Annotated in this window: 14 protein-coding genes; 10 read left to right on the plus strand and 4 right to left on the minus strand. The window is 67.4% G+C overall.

What is annotated here, in order from left to right:
- Positions 1–51: 51 nt before the first annotated feature.
- Entirely contained in the window at positions 52–2,832 is a 2,781-nt protein-coding gene (locus L6Q96_14795; protein ID MCK6555822.1) for a GNAT family N-acetyltransferase, read from the minus strand.
- 276 nt (positions 2,833–3,108) lie between these two features.
- On the opposite strand from L6Q96_14795, the gene L6Q96_14800 reads away from it, so the two are divergent.
- From L6Q96_14800 to L6Q96_14845, 10 genes are read left to right on the plus strand one after another with little or no spacing between them, the layout of a single operon-like run.
- Entirely contained in the window at positions 3,109–3,438 is a 330-nt protein-coding gene (locus L6Q96_14800; GenBank protein ID MCK6555823.1) for a hypothetical protein, read from the plus strand.
- Positions 3,428–4,453, plus strand: coding sequence for a V-type ATPase subunit (locus L6Q96_14805; protein ID MCK6555824.1), 1,026 nt, complete (start codon positions 3,428–3,430; stop codon positions 4,451–4,453). The genes L6Q96_14800 and L6Q96_14805 overlap by 11 nt, the downstream gene beginning before the upstream one ends.
- A gap of 9 nt (positions 4,454–4,462) precedes the next feature.
- Positions 4,463–6,592: a hypothetical protein gene (locus tag L6Q96_14810; GenBank protein ID MCK6555825.1), complete on the plus strand. Its 2,130-nt coding sequence runs from the start codon at positions 4,463–4,465 to the stop codon at positions 6,590–6,592.
- Between the two features lie 24 nt (positions 6,593–6,616).
- Positions 6,617–7,024: an ATP synthase subunit C gene (locus tag L6Q96_14815; protein MCK6555826.1), complete on the plus strand. Its 408-nt coding sequence runs from the start codon at positions 6,617–6,619 to the stop codon at positions 7,022–7,024.
- Positions 7,021–7,353, plus strand: coding sequence for a hypothetical protein (locus tag L6Q96_14820; protein MCK6555827.1), 333 nt, complete (start codon positions 7,021–7,023; stop codon positions 7,351–7,353). Before L6Q96_14815 ends, L6Q96_14820 begins: the two co-directional genes overlap by 4 nt.
- A complete protein-coding gene (locus tag L6Q96_14825; protein ID MCK6555828.1) occupies positions 7,350–7,997 on the plus strand; it encodes a V-type ATP synthase subunit E in 648 nt (215 codons plus the stop codon). Before L6Q96_14820 ends, L6Q96_14825 begins: the two co-directional genes overlap by 4 nt.
- A gap of 5 nt (positions 7,998–8,002) precedes the next feature.
- Positions 8,003–9,772: a V-type ATP synthase subunit A gene (locus L6Q96_14830; protein MCK6555829.1), complete on the plus strand. Its 1,770-nt coding sequence runs from the start codon at positions 8,003–8,005 to the stop codon at positions 9,770–9,772.
- A gap of 3 nt (positions 9,773–9,775) precedes the next feature.
- Entirely contained in the window at positions 9,776–11,200 is a 1,425-nt protein-coding gene (locus tag L6Q96_14835; protein MCK6555830.1) for a V-type ATP synthase subunit B, read from the plus strand.
- A 10-nt stretch (positions 11,201–11,210) separates the two neighbouring features.
- Positions 11,211–11,858 carry a V-type ATP synthase subunit D gene (locus tag L6Q96_14840; GenBank protein MCK6555831.1) on the plus strand — a complete coding sequence of 216 codons (648 nt, stop codon included), beginning with the start codon at positions 11,211–11,213 and terminating at the stop codon, positions 11,856–11,858.
- Positions 11,851–12,357 (plus strand): universal stress protein, encoded by a 507-nt coding sequence (locus L6Q96_14845; GenBank protein MCK6555832.1) that lies wholly within the window; start codon positions 11,851–11,853, stop codon positions 12,355–12,357. Before L6Q96_14840 ends, L6Q96_14845 begins: the two co-directional genes overlap by 8 nt.
- 160 nt (positions 12,358–12,517) lie before the next feature.
- Here L6Q96_14845 and L6Q96_14850 read toward each other — a convergent pair whose 3' ends face one another.
- The 3 genes from L6Q96_14850 to L6Q96_14860 all read right to left on the minus strand — a co-directional run bounded on the left by L6Q96_14850 (position 12,518) and on the right by L6Q96_14860 (position 18,154).
- Positions 12,518–13,549 carry an OmpA family protein gene (locus L6Q96_14850; GenBank protein ID MCK6555833.1) on the minus strand — a complete coding sequence of 344 codons (1,032 nt, stop codon included), beginning with the start codon at positions 13,547–13,549 and terminating at the stop codon, positions 12,518–12,520.
- A 150-nt stretch (positions 13,550–13,699) separates the two neighbouring features.
- The gene (locus L6Q96_14855; GenBank protein MCK6555834.1) at positions 13,700–14,776 is read right to left on the minus strand and encodes an efflux RND transporter periplasmic adaptor subunit; all 1,077 of its coding nucleotides are present in this window, start codon (positions 14,774–14,776) and stop codon (positions 13,700–13,702) included.
- A 24-nt stretch (positions 14,777–14,800) separates the two neighbouring features.
- Positions 14,801–18,154, minus strand: coding sequence for an efflux RND transporter permease subunit (locus L6Q96_14860; GenBank protein ID MCK6555835.1), 3,354 nt, complete (start codon positions 18,152–18,154; stop codon positions 14,801–14,803).
- Positions 18,155–18,347: the final 193 nt, after the last annotated feature.

Raw genomic sequence — 18,347 nt, forward strand, 5'->3', positions numbered from 1 at the left:
CTTTCCGGGACCGTTATACGTTACGTGGCCCCGCAGTAAACCCGTGACAACTCAAAACCGATCCGTCGCTCCTTCCGGCTCCCAACCCGGCGCCGGCCGGGCCCGCACCGGCGCAATGCGCATCCGCCCGTCGACGACGATGGCCCCCTGTCCGGGTGCCAGGACCTTCACGGGGTTAAGATCGAGTTCCAGGACCTCGGGAACCGCTGCGACAAGAGCGGACACACGCATAATCGCGGAAATCAGGGCGTCTTTGTCCCCCGGCGGTGCGCCGCGATAGCCGTCGAGGAGCTTGCGGGCCCGCAAGCGGTCGAGCATCTCGGCGGCGTCGACGTCGGTGACCGGGGTCAAACGAAACGACACGTCGCGCACCAGCTCGACGAGCACACCGCCGAGACCGCAGACGAGCAAGGGACCGAAGGTCGGGTCGGTGGTCACGCCGACGAGCGCTTCAATGCCGCCACGCACCTCGCGTTGGAGCAGCACGCCCTCGAGCGGCAAACCGGCGGCGATCATACGCGCATCGAGCGCGGCCACCGCGTCGCGCACTTCAGCGGCCGATTCGAGCCCGAGGACCACGCCACCGACATCGCTCTTATGCACCAGGCCCGGGGCCACCGCCTTGACCACCAGCGGATAGCCCAGCCACTCCGCCGCCGCGGGCGCCTCCGCCACGGTCGTCAACTGGCCCGGCGCGAAGCGGATGCCGGCGGCCCACAGCATCGTCGCCAGGTCGGCCGGGCCCACCCACACGGGACCGTCGGCGGCGGCCAGGACGCGATCCACCACCGCCCGCACGGCGGTGTACGCAAAGCGGTCGAGGCTCTGCATCGTCCCACGCGGTCGGCAGCGCCAGCGGCCGTAGCGGTGCGCGGCGGCCAGCGCGAGCGCGGCGTCTTCCGGGAACCGGTACACCGGCAGGCGCCCGCGGGCGCCGCCGTGCAGGCGATCCGGGGCCGCGCGCGCAGCGATGAAGACGGCGATGACCGGCTTGTCGGGAGGAACTCGGCCCGCCCCCGCACCCAGGGCCGCCACGACCGGCTCGATCTGCGCTTCGTCGACGGGAATGAAGATCGCCACCACCGAATCGATATTGGGATCGTCACCGACGATGGCAACGCACTTCTCGAACTGCTCCGCAGTCGCCGAAGCGATCATGTCCACCGGATTGGTCACGGCGGCCTGCGCCGGGAGGATCTCTCGCAGCCGCGCCTGCGACGCCGGCGTGAGCTCCGGAAGCGAAAGCCCGTGCGCCTCGCACGCATCGGCCACCAGGATGCCCGGTCCGCCCGCATTGGTCACCACGCCCACGCGCGGGCCGGCGGGAACCGGCTGCGTCGCCAGCAGGGCGGCAACATCGAACAACTGCTCGAGCGTGTCGGTACGAATCACGCCGGCCTGCTCGAACAGCGCGTCGACGGCAACGTCGAGGTTGGCCAGTGCCGCCGAATGGCTCGACGCCGCCCGTGTCCCGGCCGCCGACCGCCCCGACTTCACGGCCACGATCGGCTTTTGCCGCGCCACGTCGGGAGCGATACGGGCGAACTTCCGCGGGTTACCGAAGCTCTCCAGGTAAAGCACGATCACCCGCGTGTGCGGGTCTTCGGCCCAGTAACACAAGAGGTCGTTACCGGAGACGTCCGCCTTGTTGCCGACGGACACGAACGAGGACAGCCCGACGTTGAGCGAGCGCGCATAATCGAGGACGGCGAGGCCGAGCGCACCACTTTGCGAGAGCATGCCAATGTTGCCGGGCGGCGGCCACGTCGGAGCGAAGGTGGCATTGAGGGAGACCTCGGGTGCCGTGTTCAGGATACCCATGCAGTTCGGCCCGACCATGCGCATGCCGGAGCCGCGGACAAGCGACGTCAGGCGCGCTTCGGCCTCACGCCCCGCCGCCGACGTTTCCGCGAAGCCCGCGGAGATCACCACGACCCCGCGAACGCCGGCCCCGGCACAGTCCTGCACCACCGTCTCGACGGCAGCGGCCGGCACCGCGATAACGGCGAGGTCGACCGGCGCACCGATGGCCGTGACCGTCGGGTAGGCCCGCAAGCCCTCTATTTCCGTCGCGCCGGGATTGACCGGGTAAATCGGTCCGGTGAAACCGCCGGCCCGCAGGTTGGCGACCAGCCGATGGCCGATCGACCCCGGAGTCCGCGACGCGCCGATCACCGCAACCGCCCGGGGTTCCAGAATCCCGCGCACACTCCGGGAAGCCGCCATTCGGTCCCGGGTGTCGCTGGCCTGCATGAACTCCTCGGTTTCTTCGGTGGGAAACGTGACCCGCACGACACCGGCTTCGATCGACTGCCGCGCCACGAAGCCGCTGTTGGCGAACACCTCCAGCATCTGGTTGTTCTCGCCCAGCACGTCGGCCTGAAACTCGGTAATACCGTTGGCTCGCGCCAGCGGCACGAGATGTTCGAGCAGCACCGTCCCGATGCCGCGACCCTGGTGATCGTCCGCTACGGCAAACGCCACCTCGGCCCGTGACGGGGAACTCGCCTCGTCCCCACCTTCCGGCGGTTCCAGCGCCATGAAGCGCCCAACCCCGATGATTTGCTCCTCGCCGCCGATGCACAGGGTCGCCACCAGGGCGACATGACGTACGAAGTCAGGCTCGGTAAAGCGGCGCAACTCGTCCTCGGTCAGCCGCTTCTTCGCCCCGAAGAAGCGGAAGTAGACCGAGCGCTGACTCATGTGCTGGAAATGGTCGACCAGACGCCCCTTATCGTCGGGGCGAATGGCGCGGATGTTGATCGAACCCCCGTCCTTGAGGATTTCGCGTACGGCGTAAGTCCGCGCATCCATTCCCTGGTCGCTCACCATCTCACCCCAACTCCCCCCAACCCTCAAGCCCTCGATCCCACAAGCCCCCCAAAGCACACCCCGTTCCGCCCAGTCCAACACCGTCCCACCAGCGCCGCGCACCCCCACGGCAACCCTGCCTGAGAGTGCATCTTCCCAGGACTGCGAAGCAAGCGTCCGCCGCGGGGTGCCCGGCCTCGCTAGCAATGTGGGTCGACGCCGCGGGCATGTTTGCTGCTTCAGTACCTTCGTGGCTGCGCCACATTACAAACCACGCGCAGCGTGGAGGCCGTGGCCATGCAAGAGCCACTGCGCGTCATCCTGGCAGCGGAAACGGACGCGCGCGCCGAACTCGACGCGGCAGAAGGGGAGGTTCGCACCCTCGTCGCTGCCGCCGAGGATGAAGTACGCCGTAACCGTGCGGCCGCCGAGGCTGCCCGCGAAGCTATCGCCGCAGCCGCCGCCGGCGACCTGATCAAAGCCGCGCGCGCCGAAGCGGCGCGCCTGCGGCAGGAAGGCCAGACCGCCATCGCACGGATGGAGGCCACGGCCGCCGCCCATGGCGGCGCCGCCGTCGAGGCGGTGTTGGCTCTGGTCCTCGCCATCGGGGTCGGCCATGGCGACTGATCTCGCCCGCTACGCCGTCGCCAACGCCCGGGCCCGCTCTCTCCTCGGCCGTCTGATCGGCGGCCAGGGACTCGAAGCTCTCGCCGGCCAGCCATCCGCCGGCGCGGTGGTCGACGCGCTGCAACAGACGCCGTACGCGGCGGCGCTGGCCCCGGCAGGGGTAAGGGCCGAGCGTGCCCTCGCCGAGCGGGCCGCCGTCGTCGGGCGGACCCTGCTGCGCACGCTTCACGACCCGGAACGGGCGTTCCTCCATCGGTATCTCCTGCACCATGAAGTCGACAACCTCAAAGTCCTCGTACGGGGCGTGGCAGCGCGACTCCCGGCCGAGCGGCTGCGGCCGCACCTCGTCGCGCTCGACGGGGTCGGCACCCTCGATCTCGAACCTCTGCTCGCGAGCAAGGACATCCCCGACCTCGTCGACCGGCTGGCAACCAGCCCCTACGCGGGCCCGCTCCGCCAGGCCCTGCCGCAGTGGCGGACCACCGGTCCGTTTGCGCTGGAAGTCGCCATCGAACTGGACTTCTACGACCGGTTATGGGCGGCCACCGCTACCCTGACAAGCCGCGACCGGGACGCCGTACGGGGCTTGCTTGGTCCGCTTTTCGACGTTCTCAACCTGAGCTGGATCGTCCGTTACCGAGAAGCCTGCGGCCTGTCGCCCGAGGAAACGCTCGCGTACACGTTGCGCCAGGGGCGATGGCTGACCACGAGGCGGCGCCGAGAGTTGGCGACCCTCCCGGCCCGTAACTGGGACCAGCCTTTGCAGCGGACGCCTTACGCCGCCGCATTCGCGCCGGACGTGAATTTCGAGCGCCCGGCGTTGGAGCTTACCCGCATGGTGGCCGCGGCGGCGCAAAGCGCATGTGCCGGGTACCCCTTCCACCTCGGCGTACCCCTGGCGTGCGTGATGTCCTACGAGATCGAGATCCGGGACCTGCAGCGCATCCTGGCGGCGAAGGCTCTGGGCGCCGGAGGTGCGGGTGAGAGTGGTCTGGTGGCCACCGTTCGACACTGAGGCGATCGCATGTTGACACCGGAACCGATGCTCCATCTCTCGATCATGGTGCTCGACCGCGATCTCGAAGCGGCAACCCGGGCGGTGGCGACCGCCGGCGTACTGCATCTGCTCGACGTCCGGCACTCGATCCACGCGCCGTCCGCAGTCCGCCCGTACGACGTGGCCGAGCGCGTCGCGCATCTCGAAGGTCTGTCGCGAACCCTGCGGCAGGCGACCGCCTTCGTCGGCGCGGTCAGGTTCGATTCCGACGAGAGCGAGGCGCCGCCGGACGACACGGTAGCCGCGAGCGAGGTAGACGCGCGCGTCACCACGCTCGCTGCCGAAATCGACGCTCTCCGCGAGAAAATGGCGGCGGTCAATGCCGACATCGAGCGGCTGACCACGCGGCAGCGCCATCTGCGCGCGCTGGCTCCCGTCGGCGTCGCGCTCGAGACCCTGCGCAACCTGCGCTACGTGACCCTCGTTTCGGGTTTACTGCCGCAGCGCAACCTGCCGCGCCTGCGCGAAAGCCTCGCCACTATCCCGCACCTGCTCATACCCAGCAGCGCGCCGGGCCGGGACGGTCGATTGCTCATAAGCGCTGTCTGCTTGCAGCCGTCGAAGGACGTCCTCGATCGGGCCTTGCGTGGCGCCCAGCTCGAACGGGTCGAAGTGCCGGCCGATCTCGATGGCACTCCCGACGATTTACTCGGTGAAGTAACGGACGGGATCGACGCCCGGCACGCCGAGCTCGATCGGCTGGAAACGGAGCGGAGGGCGCTGGGGATGAAGCGGCGCGTGGAGTTGCGGGCCCTGGCGACCCGGGTCGAACGCGAACGGTTGTTCCTGGAGGCGCGTGGCAAGATGGGTCGTTCGGAACGCACGGCGCTACTGGCCGGCTGGGTTCCCGCCCGCCTCGCCTCTCGTCTCGAGGCCGCCGTCCGGAACGGAACGCAAGATCGCTGTGTCCTGCAGTGGAGCGCACCGGAGGCTCTGACCGCCGTGCGGCGAGGCATGGTCGGCGTGCCGATCCTGTTGCGCAACCCGTGGCTCATCCGGCCGTTCGAGCATTTGCTGCGCAATTACGGCCTGCCGCAGTACGACGAGATCGAACCCACGACGATTCTCGCAGCAACCTTCCTTCTCATGTTCGGCTTCATGTTCGGCGATGTCGGTCAGGGCGCCGTCCTGTTCGCTGTCGGTTACTTCCTGTACCGGCGTCCGGCCGGCTACCGCGACTACGCGGTCATGTTGATGGAATGCGGCGTCTCGGCGATCGTCTTCGGATTCCTTTACGGCAGCGTTTTCGGCGTCGAGCACTGGCTGCCGGCATTGTGGTTGCGGCCGATGGAGGACATGCCGGCATTGATTCGCGCCGCGGTGATCTTCGGCGCTCTGCTGCTCAGTCTCGGCTTCCTCCTCAACCTGTTCAACGCCTGGCGCCGGCGCGATCTCCGGGCGCTCTTGGAGCGTAACGGGTTGTTTGCCGCGGTGGCCTACTGGACGGCCATTGGCCTGCTCCTGCGCCGTCTGATCGGCGGACCGGATGCGGTCACTCTCGGAACCGCGCTGATCTGGGTGTCTGTCCCGCTGGCGGCAATCTTCCTGAAGGATCCGGCGGCGGCGGTGTGGCGGGCGCGGCGGGAGGGTAAGCGGCTCGACTTCAACGAGGTGTTCGCCTCCCTCGTGCAGGCGGCGGTGGAGGTTCTGGACACGTTTATCAGCAGTGTCTCCAACACGGCCACGTTCATCCGGCTGGCCGCCTTCGCCTTGAGTCACGCCGGCCTCTTCCTGGCCGTCTTCAGTCTGGCCGACGTTGTCGGGCAGAGCGGGGCAGGAAGTGCCGGGGCGGCACTCGTCCTGGTGATCGGCAATCTGCTGATCATCGTTCTGGAGGGATTGATCGTCGCCATCCAGAGTGTGCGGCTCGAGTACTTCGAGTTTTTCAGCAAGTTCTACGGCGGCGGCGGCGAGGAGTATCGCCCCTTGCGGATCGCCGCGGTTCCGCCCGGCCCATCCCGAGCTACTAGTTGGCGAGTTCGTCGCATGGTGCGAAGAATTTCGGAATGCGGATTGCGGATTGCGGACGAGGGATTCATGAGTTCCGCAATCCGCATTCCGCAATCCGCAATGGGTTGCGGGCGAAGCCCGCGCTGAGCGGAGAGAGGAGAAAGAGCATCCATGACCATCCTCGATAACAGAACGATCGCACCTGGTGCGGCCACGCCGCGGCGGCGGATTGTATGGGCGGTACTTGCGAACCTCGCCGTCGTGGGCGGGGTGGCGCTGGTCGTCGCCCTGGTTCTCGGCAGCCTGTTCACGGTCGGCGCCGAGACTGCGCCCGCGGGCCGGGCCGGCCCGCTCGGTGACCAGGCCGTCATGTGGGGATTCATGGCCGCCGCGCTGGCCACCGGGATCGGCTCTTTGGGGGCGGCTTACGCCGTCGGACACGTCGGCGCTGCCGCCGTCGGAGCGATGGGCGAGCGACCGGAGATTGCCGGTCGGGCGCTGATCTTCGTCGGCCTGGCGGAAGGGGTCGCGATCTACGGGCTGATCGTCGCCATTATGATTCTGGGGCGGCTGGGATGACCGTACTGCAAGTCCTGGGCGACGCGGACACCGTGCTCGCCTTCGCGCTCGGCGGCGTCGCCGGCCGCATCGTCCACGCCGCGGCCGATGCCCGCGCGGCCATTGCCGAGGCGATCGACGCGATGCGCGCCGAAGAAGCGTCCGGGACGATCGTCCCGTGCCTGCTGGTGATCACCACGCGGGTGGCCGACCTGGCGCGCGACCTTGTCGATGCGGCCGTTCTCGACACCAGGGGTCCGTTGGTGATCGAGATTCCCGGCTTCGGCGACGAGCCCGGCGGCGATCCGGTCGGTCACTTCGTCGAGCGCGTACTGGGAGTCCAACTGTGAACACGATTCCCGCAACGGCCCTGGAGGCAGAAAGCCTCGCCGCGCTCATCCGCGAGCAATCGGCGGCAGAGGCGGCCGCCGTCGTGGCGCAGGGGCGGGAGCGCGCCGAACGCATTCGGGAGGCGGGAGCGCGGCAGGTCGAACGCGTCGAGCATGACGCTCGGGAGGAGGGCACCGCGCGCGGGCGCCGGGAGGCCGCACAACTCCTCGCCGCGGCGGAGACGGAGTGTCAGCGCCGTTACCTGCAAGCGCGGGAAAGGTTGATCGAGGAGAGCATCGCGCACGCCAGCGAGCGGCTCGCCGGATTAGCCACGCGACCCGACGCCGCGATCGTCGTCGAGCGCTTGATTGCCGCCGGATTGCAGATCCTTCCGCCGGGTCCCGTGCGCGTATCGATGCCGGAGGCCTACGCGGGTCTTCTCGATGCCGCTGCCCTCGACCGTCTCGGGGGCGCGCGCATCGAGATCAAGCTGCAGCCTGACTTTCCGTCGGGTGGAGGGGTAATTCTCGAAACGCCCGAGGGTCGACTGCGGTTCGACAATTCCTTCGGGGCGCGCCTTCGGCGGTTGGCAGATCGCCTCCGGCGGGCAGTTGCCGAAGCGCGGCACATCGACCAGCTCGCCGCGGTTACCAGGCCGGATTGACGACCATGACTTCTGCCCCGGAAACCTGCGGTATTGTCACCGGCGTCAATGGTCCGGTGGTCAGGGCGCGAGTCACCCCGACCCTGGGCATGGCGGAGCTGGTATGGGTCAGCGCGGCGCGGCTCGTCGGCGAAGTCATCGGGCTGCACGACGATCAGGCGACGATACAGGTCTACGAGGAAACGACCGGGTTGCGTCCCGGGGACCCGGTATACGCGGCCCGCCTGCCGTTGTTCGTAGAGCTCGGGCCGGGTCTGCTCGGCAACATCTTCGATGGCATTCAGCGTCCGCTGGAAACCCTTGCCCGCCGCGGCGGAGAATTCATTCGTCGCGGGGCCGCGGCGGCGCCGTTGGACCGCGCCCGCGCGTGGTCATTCGAACCGATGCTGCGGGCCGGGCAGGTGGTAAGTGGCGGCGAAGTGCTCGGCACCGTCCAGGAAACCGCGTTGATCGAGCATCGCGTCCTCGTGCCGCCCGACGTCAACGGCACGGTCGTGCGGGTAGCCCCGGCCGGCGACTACACGCTCGACGACCCGGTGGCCCTGGTGGCGGGGGTCGGAATGGTGCGCGACGTCTTTCTCTTTCACCGTTGGCCGGTGCGGCGCGAACGGCCGGCCCGCGCCCGCAACGCCGCGAACGTCCCGTTGCTCACCGGGCAAAGGGTAATCGACGCATTCTTCCCGCTGGCCCGGGGCGGTACGGCGGCGATTCCCGGCGGTTTCGGAACCGGCAAGACGGTCACGCAGCACAACCTGACGAAGTGGGCGCACGCCAGCATCATCGTGTACATCGGCTGCGGCGAGCGGGGGAACGAAATGACCGGGGTGCTGACCGAGTTGCCGCAACTCGAGGATCCGCGCACCGGGCGGCCGTTGCTCGAGCGCACCGTGCTGGTCGCCAACACGTCGAACATGCCGGTCGCGGCGCGGGAGGCCTCGATCTACACCGGCATCACGATCGCCGAGTACTACCGCGACATGGGTTACCACGTCGCGCTGATGGCCGACTCGACCTCGCGCTGGGCGGAAGCGCTGCGCGAGATCTCCGGTCGTCTGGAAGAAATGCCGGCGGAGGAGGGGTTTCCGGCTTACCTGGCGACGCGGCTGGCGGCGTTTTACGAGCGCGCCGGCAGCGTCACCACCCTTGCCGGCACGGAGGGTTCCGTCAGCGTGATCGGGGCGGTGTCGCCTCCCGGTGGCGACTTCACCGAGCCGGTGACGCAGCACACCAAGCGCTTCGTGCGCTGCTTCTGGGGTCTCGACAAGGAGCTGGCGAGTGCCCGCTTTTTTCCGGCGATCAATTTCCGCGATTCGTACAGCGAGTACGCCGACGACCTGGCGGAGTGGTGGCGCGCCAATGGTTTTCCCGACTGGCCGGGTTTGCGCGCGCGCGCCGTCGCGCTGCTGAACGAGGAGATCAAGCTGCAACAAATCGTCAGGCTGGTGGGCGAGGAGTCGTTGCCGGACCGCGAACGCATGGTGCTCGAGGGCGCATGGGTGTTGCGCAACGCCTTCCTGCAGCAGAACGCCTTCGACGCGATCGACCGCTACAGCTCGCCGGCGAAGCAGGTACGCATGCTGCGCGCCGTGTTCGGGTACGTCGAGCGCGGCATGGAAGTCATCGAGCGCAAGATCCCGATTTACCGGGTCAAGGAACTGGGGGTGCGCGCGCGCTTGATGCGCATGCGCTTCGAGATTCCCGACGACGCCATCGAGCGGTTCGACGAGCTGGTCGACGCGATCGACGCGGAGATGGACCGGCTCGCGACGGAGTGAGTCATGGACGCGCCCGTAACCGACCACGCCGGGCTGGAATATCGCGGGCTCCATCAGATCCGCGGGCCGCTGATCTTTCTGCGTGGGGTGCTCGGCGTCGGATACGGCGAGCTGGCGGAGATCGTGTCGCCGACCGGGCAGACGCTGCACGGACGGGTGCTCGAACTGCGGCACGATCTCGCCGTGGTCGAGGTGCTCGAGGGGACCAGCGAGCTATCGGTGGCCGAAACGCGGGTGCGCTTCCTTGGTCATCCGCTGCAAGTGCCGGTGGCGCGGGAGATGCTCGGCCGGGTCTTCGACGGTCTGGGCAGGCCGCTGGACGGCGCCCCGCCGCCGCTGGCCGAGGCGCTGCGCGACGTCAACGGCGAACCGATCAACCCGGTGCGCCGCGACTACCCGCGCGATTGCATCCAGACGGGCATTTCGACGATCGACGGCATGAACACGCTCGTGCGCGGTCAGAAGCTCCCGATCTTCTCGGGGAGCGGTTTGCCGCATGACGCGCTTGCCGCCCAGATCGTGCGGCAGGCGACGATTCCGGGAGCCGGCGAGCAGTTCGCGGTCGTGTTCGCAGCCATCGGCGTCAACCACGATGTCGCCGCGTTCTTTCAGCGCAGTATTCGGGAATGCGGCGCGCTGCGCACCAGCGTGCTGTTTCTCAATCTCGCCGACGATCCGAGCATCGAGCGGCTGGTGACGCCGCGGGCGGCTCTGACCGTCGCGGAGTTCCTCGCCTTCGATATCGGCCTGCACGTTCTCGTCGTACTGACCGACCTGACCAACTACTGCGAAGCCCTGCGCGAGGTCGCCACCGCCAAGGGCGAGGTGCCGAGCCGCAAGGGCTATCCCGGTTATCTCTACAGCGATCTGGCGTCGATCTACGAACGAGCGGGCCGTCTCAAGGGCCGGCCCGGCTCGATCACGCAGATCCCGATCCTCACGATGCCCAACGACGACATCACGCACCCGATTCCCGACCTGACCGGCTACATCACCGAGGGGCAGATCGTCCTGTCTCGCGACCTGCACGCCAGGGGTATTTATCCGCCGATCGACGTCATGCCGTCGCTATCGCGCTTGATGGAGGACGGCATTGGCGCGGCGCGGACGCGGGGAGACCACTCTCCGCTGGCCAGCCAGCTATACGCCGCCTACGCGCGCATGAAGGAGGTCGGGCGCCTCGCCAGCATCATCGGCGAGCAGGAGCTTTCGGAGGTGAACCGGCGCTATCTGCAGTTCGGCGAGAGCTTCGAGCGCCAATTCGTCGGCCAGGGTCTGACCGATAATCGTACCTTCGACCAGACCCTCGATTTGGGCTGGCACGCGTTGGCGCCGCTGCCGGACAGCGAACTCACCCGCATCGGCCGTGCCCTGTTGCAGCGGCATCGGCCGGAGGCAGCGGGCGCGAGCGAGCCGGCCCGAGTGTGAGGTGCTTGCCATGCGCCGTACCGACGTTCCAGCCACCAAGAGCAACCTGCTGCGCATGCGGGAACAGTTCGTCTTCGTGCGCAGTGGTCACCAACTGCTCGAGCAGAAACGCGAGATCCTGCTCGAAGAGCTTATGCAAATCGCGCGCGACGCCAAGCGATCGCGCCGGCAATTGACCGCCGCGCTGCAGCGCGCCTATGCGACGCTGCGCGCCGCCCTTGTAACCGACGGGCAGCCGGCCATCGAAGCCGAAGCTCTCGCTCCCGCCCCGCCCGCTACCCTGCGGGTGCGGGAACGCAGCGTCATGGGGGTCACCGTGCCGCTGCTCTCGTTCGAGGGCCCGCCGGCGGCGGTCGCTGCCGTAGCCGGGGGCATGGCGAGCCCGGGCGCAGCGCTGGTCGGACGCCGCCTCCGCGCTCTGCTACCCGCGCTGGTCCATCAGGCCGAGGTGGAAGTTTCGTGCCGCCGCCTGGCCACGGAGCTGCAGAAGACCCAGCGCAAAGTGAACGCGCTCGAACACATTTTCATCCCGGAGTACCGCGACACCATCCGGTTCATAGAGGGATCGCTGGAGGAGAAGGAACGGGAGGGACTGTTCCAGATGAAGCTGCTCAAGGGGCGCCAGATCGCGGCGTCGGAAGGGGGCGGAGATGAGTGAGTCATATCGAGTGAAACGCTTGCTCGTTCCCGTCGACGGTTCGGAGTTCTCCCGCTTCGCGGCCCAGTATGCGTTGCGTCTGGCCGCCGCGCAGCGTTCGGAAGTGATCTTCCTGCACGTCGTCGACCGCAAGGTGGTCAAGGCGCTGACCCGACGAGGAACGGTGAGCGAGAGCGCCGCCCTGCAGGAGCTGACGGAAAACGGCCGGGTGTACCTGCACGACGTGGCGCGTCTGGCCGGCGAATTGCGGGTGGACCATCGCGAAGAACTGAGTGAAGGCGACCCGGCGGTGGCGATTATCGAGAACGCCGCGCGGATGGACGTGGACCTGATCGTTATGGGACGGCGCGGACGCAGCGGGCCGCGCCGCATGCTGATGGGCAGCATAACGCAGCGGGTCATCGAATGCGGAGACCGACCGATCCTCGTGATTACCGGCCCGCCGGCGGCGGAGGGGGAGAGCGGGCGTCAGGAGAGTCCCGAGGCTTTGCCATCCTGAAGCGCGATGGCTGCGCCCTCCGTCCGAGCGTCCCCCGGGGAGTCGGAAGGATTTCCAGGCCCCACAAACGCCACGGGCCGCGATCCCTTTCGAGATCGCGGCCCGTTCGCTTCGCGGTCAGAGAGTACCCGCCGGGCGGGTGCTCGTTACGATCGATACCTCAATCGAGTCGCAGCTCCGTGCGGCGGTTCTGGGCGCGTCCGTCCGCCGTCTCATTGGAAGCCACGGGATTCGACTCGCCAAAGCCCTCGACCTTGATCCGCTTGGACGAGATACCGCCCTTGACGAGGTAATTGCGTACCGCCTCGGCGCGGCGCATCGACAGTTTCATGTTGTACGCATCCGAGCCGACGCTGTCGGTGTACCCGGCGCATATCACGCCGACGCTCTCGGGCTCGGACTTGAGCACCTTGATCGCCTCGTCGAGGACCGGGATCGCGTCGGGCCGGATGTTGGACTTGTCGAAATCGAAATGCACCGACCGCAGAACGATCTTCTTCTTCATCGGCGGCGCGGCAACCGGCGGGGGAGGAGGCGGCGGCGGTGGCGGCGGTGGAACTGCCTCTTCCGCAAACGTGTATTTCACCGAGATACCCGCGGTAGCCCACTGCGCGTCGGCCGGGCCCTGCTGATCGAGGGGGGCCGGCTTAGGACCGCCGAGATAGTAGGGGTGCGGCGACATGTAGGCCCGATTCCAGCGGCCGAAGGCACCGACGGCCCAGTTCGGCGAGAGGTTGTAATCGATACCGCCGCCCACCTGGAAGCCGGGGGCCCACTGGTTCATGCGCCCGCCCATCGCCTTATACCCACCGCCCTGCGCGCCCACGTGCAAGTCGACCAGATCGTCGAAGACGGGCAGCGAGAAGCGCGGCCCGGCGGTCAACGCCCACATCGTCGTCCACTGCGTCTCGTTCGCGATATCCTGCTGGTAATACCGGCGATTGTCGTCGTCGGGCGGCCACGCGTTGATGTGCATCTGCGTGAGCAAGCCGATGTACTTGTTGAACTGATAACCGACGAAGGGCTCGCCGGTCATACCGAGCTGTACGTGCTGCCGGAAGTTGTCGTTAGTCGGCTGTGCGATGCCGAGGTCGGCCCCCAGAAACAATCCGGGCTCTGCTGCCCGTGAGGTCGCCGCACCCATCACGAGGCACGTTAACCCTACACCGATTAATCTGCTCAGTTTGCGCATACCGTTCCTCCTTCGCTTCGTCCTCGCCGGGCCGAAACACCAGCCTCGCCGCCCCCCCTTAAAGAGCAAATTTCGATGAACTCGTACTACAAAAGCCCCCCTGCGTCCAGCCTTACATCGGGTCCGCCGGCAATAACGGCAGCGATCGCGTTAGTGCCCGGACACCAGCACTTCCTCACCGGGGCGCAAGCCACTCAGCACCTCGAAACGATCTGCCCCGGCCGGGGGTCCGAGGGTGACCAGGCGCCGGGAGGTGCGGCGCTCCGCATCGACGACGGTCACGAAAGTGAGCTGGCCGACGGTCTGCACGGCCGCTCCGGGCACGAGGACGCGCGCGCGCTGACCGGCAGGAATCACGAGGCGGCCAAACATGCCGGTGTAAACATTCTCGCCCCGCGGCAGTCCGACCTTGACCAGGAACGTGCGCGATCCGGCCTCGGCCTGCGGCACGATCTCGTCGACCACGCCGCGCAGCACTGCCCCGTCGAGGCCGATGCGCACGTCGAGGGAATCCCCCGGTTTGATGCCGACGGCCAGCGACTCGCGCACGGGGACTTCGATGCGCAAGGCCGACGGGTCGTAAAGAGCGAGGATCGGCTTGCCCGGAACGGTAGTATCGCCGGGGTCCGCGTACCGATCGACGACCCGGCCGCTGACCGGCGCGGCGATCTCGGCGTAACTCAGGGCAATGTCGGCGCCGCGCACCCCCTCCCGGGCGCGCTCGAGCTCGGCGGCCGCAATCTTGTAAGCGGCTTCAGCCTGGTCGAGTTCGCCCTGGCTGACGATCCCCTGTTTGTTCAACTGCACGGCCCGGTCGTAATCGGCCTGCCGGCTGCGGTGCGCCGCCTCCGCGGCGTCGGCCGCCCGCCGCGCCTCGAAGGCCCTGGCCTGCAAGTCGCGGTCGTCCAGCCGGATAAGGACAGCGCCCTTCTCCACCTGATCGCCGGCGCGAACGGCTATCTCGCGGATGGCGGCAAGGATGCGCGCCGACACTCCGGTCTTACGTTCCGCCTGCACGGTTCCGGCCGCCTCTTCGACGACCGGAACCGATTCCTCGACGATGGTCGCCTTTATCGCGTCGGCGGGTGCTGTCGGCACCGCGACCGCGCCGAATCCGGGGGCGATCTTGTGACCGAAGAAGCCCGACATCCACATGATCGACAGCACCATGACGGCTATGCCGATGCCCGCCTGAGCTACCTTCACCATCGTCTGCCGCGAAGCCATCGTTGCCTCCGTGCCCATTCGTGGTCACTGGGCCTGGCGGGGCACACCGTGCCCTTCCCGGTTGCGGTATACGAGGTCGTACGTGACCGGGATAACCAGGAGCGTGAATGCCGTCGACACCAGGAGTCCGAAGATCAGCGCCCACGCCAGCCCCGAGAAGATCGGGTCGAGTGTAATTGGCCAGGCCGCCAGCATTGCCGTTCCCGCCGTCAACATGATCGGACGGAACCGTACCGCTCCGCTGCCCAGCAGCGCCGCACGCAGGCTCTGCCCTTCTTTGAGCCGTTCGTGAACGAACTCGATCAGTAGCACCGCATTGCGCACCGCAATACCGGAAAGCGCAATCATGCCGATCATTGCCGTGGCGGTAAAGAACACCGGATTCGGATAGATACCGACCGGCGTCGAGGTCAGGCGGTTCAGCAGCCAGAAACCCGGCATGATACCGATGACCGTGAGCGGGATGGAGATCATCAGGATGAGGGGCATGGCGTACGATCCGGTCTGGTAGACGAGGAGTACGTAAATGCCGAGGCACGCCATACCGAAGGCGATGCCGAGGTCGCGAAAGACGTCGAGGGTGATCTGCCATTCGCCCTCGCCACTCCACACCGCCCGGGTACCGGCGGGCAGCGCCCAGGGCACCCCCCCGCCGTTGCGAAAGTAGGTGCGCCCGTCGACGTCGCGAGGCGAGGCGGCCGGCGGTGTCGCCCCGGCCGACAACTCGTCGGCCGTCACGTCGACGATCGCTTCGGCCGGCGCCCGCCCGGCAGTCTCGGCAAACACGTACGCTACCGGCTGCAGGTCCTTGTGGTAAATCGTCCGGTCCGCCCTGGTTTCGAGGAAGCGGCCCAACTCGCCGAGTTGGACGATGGGCACCGGGGCCGTACGCATCCCGCCGGCTTCGCGGACCTGGGTATAGCCGGGCCGCCCCTTGAGGTAGATCGTCCGCAGATCCTCGACGGAACTCCGCGTCGCCCGCGGCAAGCGCAGGACGATGTCGAGGGGATTGACCTCGCCCGGCGCGTGCAGCCGACTCGCGGTCATGCCGTCGAGACTGAGGCGGACGACCTGGCCGATGTCGCTCGTGGCGATGCCCGACAGTGCCGCCTTCTCTTTGTCGACCGTGAAGGTCCACTGCGGCTGCTCGGCTTCGACGCTGGTGTCGACGTCGGCCACAAACGGCTCGACGCGCAGCCGCGCCGCAAGGATTTCCGCCGCCGCCTGCAAGCGCGGGTAGGGGACGCCGTCGTCGCCGTAGATCTCCACCGCGAGCGTAGAGATAACCGGCGGCCCCGGCGGGGATTCCACGATCTTGATGTTGGCGTCCCAGGCCCGCGCCACCGGCTCGAGCAGGGAGCGCAGGCGCAGGACGATGTCATGCGACTGCGCGCTGCGCTCGCGTTTGCCCGCCAGATTGACGCGAATATCGGCCAGGTGCGGCCCGCGCCGGAGGTAGTAGTGGCGGACCAAACCATTAAAGTCGATCGCCGAGGCAACACCGCTATAGACGCTGTAGTTGGTGACCTCGGGAAGGCCGGCGACCACGCCAGCTAGCGCGCGCGCCGCGGCGTCGGTACGTTCCAGCGTAGTCCCTTCGGGCATGTCGATGACGATCTGGAACTCGTTCTTGTTGTCGAACGGAAGCATCTTGAGGGGCACCAGACGGACACCTCCCAACGAGAGTGCCGCAAGGAACAAGATCGCCATGAGCACCAGCAGCCCGACCCCCAATCGGCGGGATTCCAGCAACGGGCCCAGCAAGGCCCTGTAAGTCCGATAAGTCAGAGTGCGTTCGAGCACGTAAGGTTCACGTTGCTCTTCCCGATACACGCGGCGCAACGCGTGGTAGGTCATCCACGGCGTCACCGTGAACGCGACCACGAGGCTCATGAGCATGGCGAGCGGCACGTTGAGTGCCATGGGCCTCATGTACGGGCCCATCATGCCGGTGATGAAGAACATCGGCAGGAAGGAAACGATGACCGCCAGCGTCGCCAGGATGATCGGCGGCCGGACCTCCTGGACCGCCGTCAGGACCGCCTGCAACGGCGGTTCGAGTCGCATCTGAAAGTGCCGGTAGATGTTCTCGACGTCGACGATGGGATCGTCGACGACGAGGCCGAGCGACAGGATCAGCGCGAACAGCGTCACGCGGTTGATCGTGTAACCGAAGAGGTAATTGACAAAGAGCGTCAGCGAGAACGCAATCGGTACGGCCACGGCCACCACCAGCGCCTCCCGCCAGCCGAGCGAGAACGCGATGAGCGCGATGACGATCACCAGTGCCACAGCAAGCCCCTCGACCAACTCGTTGACCTTGTGGTTGGCAGTCTCGCCGTAGTTGCGGGTGATTTCGTATTCGACGCCGTCCGGAAACAGCACCGGAGCCAGCTCGGCAACGCGCTCGGCCACCGCGTCGGCCACCCATACGGCGTTGGTACCCTTCTTCTTCGCCACCGCGACATGCACCGCGGGCGCAAAATCGCCCCTGGCCGGACGGCCGACCGCCGCCCGATCGGCGGGACCGAAGCCGAGCCAGGTATAGGTCTGCCGCTCGTCCGGTCCGTCGACCACTCTGGCAACGTCGCGCAAGAACACCGGCGCCCCGTCGACGACGTTCACCACCGCCGACCGCAGCGACTCCGCGTCCGGAAAGAAGCCGCCGGCTTCGACCAGGTACCGCCGGTCCCCCTGGTCGAACCCGGCGCTGTCCGTTTCGCTGTTGGACACGCCGAGCGCCCAGGCTACCTCGATCGGCGAGGTGCGCCGCGCCGCCAGGGCATGGGTATCCAGCTCCAGCACAATGCGCCGGGGCGGCCCGCCGATCACCTCCGTGCGGTTGGTGTTCGGCACCGCCTGCAGACGCAGTTCGAGTTCCTCGGCGACGCGCCGCAGCGCATAGTCGTCGTAGCGTGCCGGGTCTCGGCTCCAAAGACTGACGTTGACGATCGGCACGTCGTCGATCTCGACCGGCTTCACCACCCAGCCGGTAACGTCGGCGGGCACCCGGTCGATGTTCGACTGCACTTTGTTGTAGATCTTGACCAGCGAGTCCTCGCGATTTTCACCCACGAAGAAACGCACCGTCACGATGGCAGCGCCGGCCCGCGACATCGAGTAGACGTGCTCGACGCCGTCGATCTGGTAGAGGAGCTTCTCCAGCGGCGTCGAGAGCAGACGTTCCACCTCGGTTGCGCTCAGGCCCGGCGCCGACACGAAGACATCCGCCAGCGGTACCACGATTTGCGGTTCCTCTTCGCGCGGGGTCACCCACAGGGCAGCCGCCCCGAGCAGGAGCGACACGATAACGAGCAGAATGGAAAGATTGCCGCGGAGGAAGACCTCGACGACGCGTTGCGTAAAGGATTCCTTCATCATCCGGCTCCTCGGGTCCCCAGCGTGCCGTGTAAGGCGGCCCTCGCGTTCGCAGGGTGCCTTGTACCGCGGCCGGCGTCCAGCGCCCTCCCCGCCGAGCGCGCTCGTTCCGTTCCCGAGCGGCAGGTGGAAACCCGCTTCGAGAACGCAGCTTTTTTCAGCGGCGCGCCGCCCCCGTCGCAAGCTTGAGAAG

It is taken from the genome of Candidatus Binatia bacterium, assembly GCA_023150935.1.
GTDB lineage: Bacteria > Desulfobacterota > Binatia > HRBIN30 > HRBIN30 > JAKLJW01.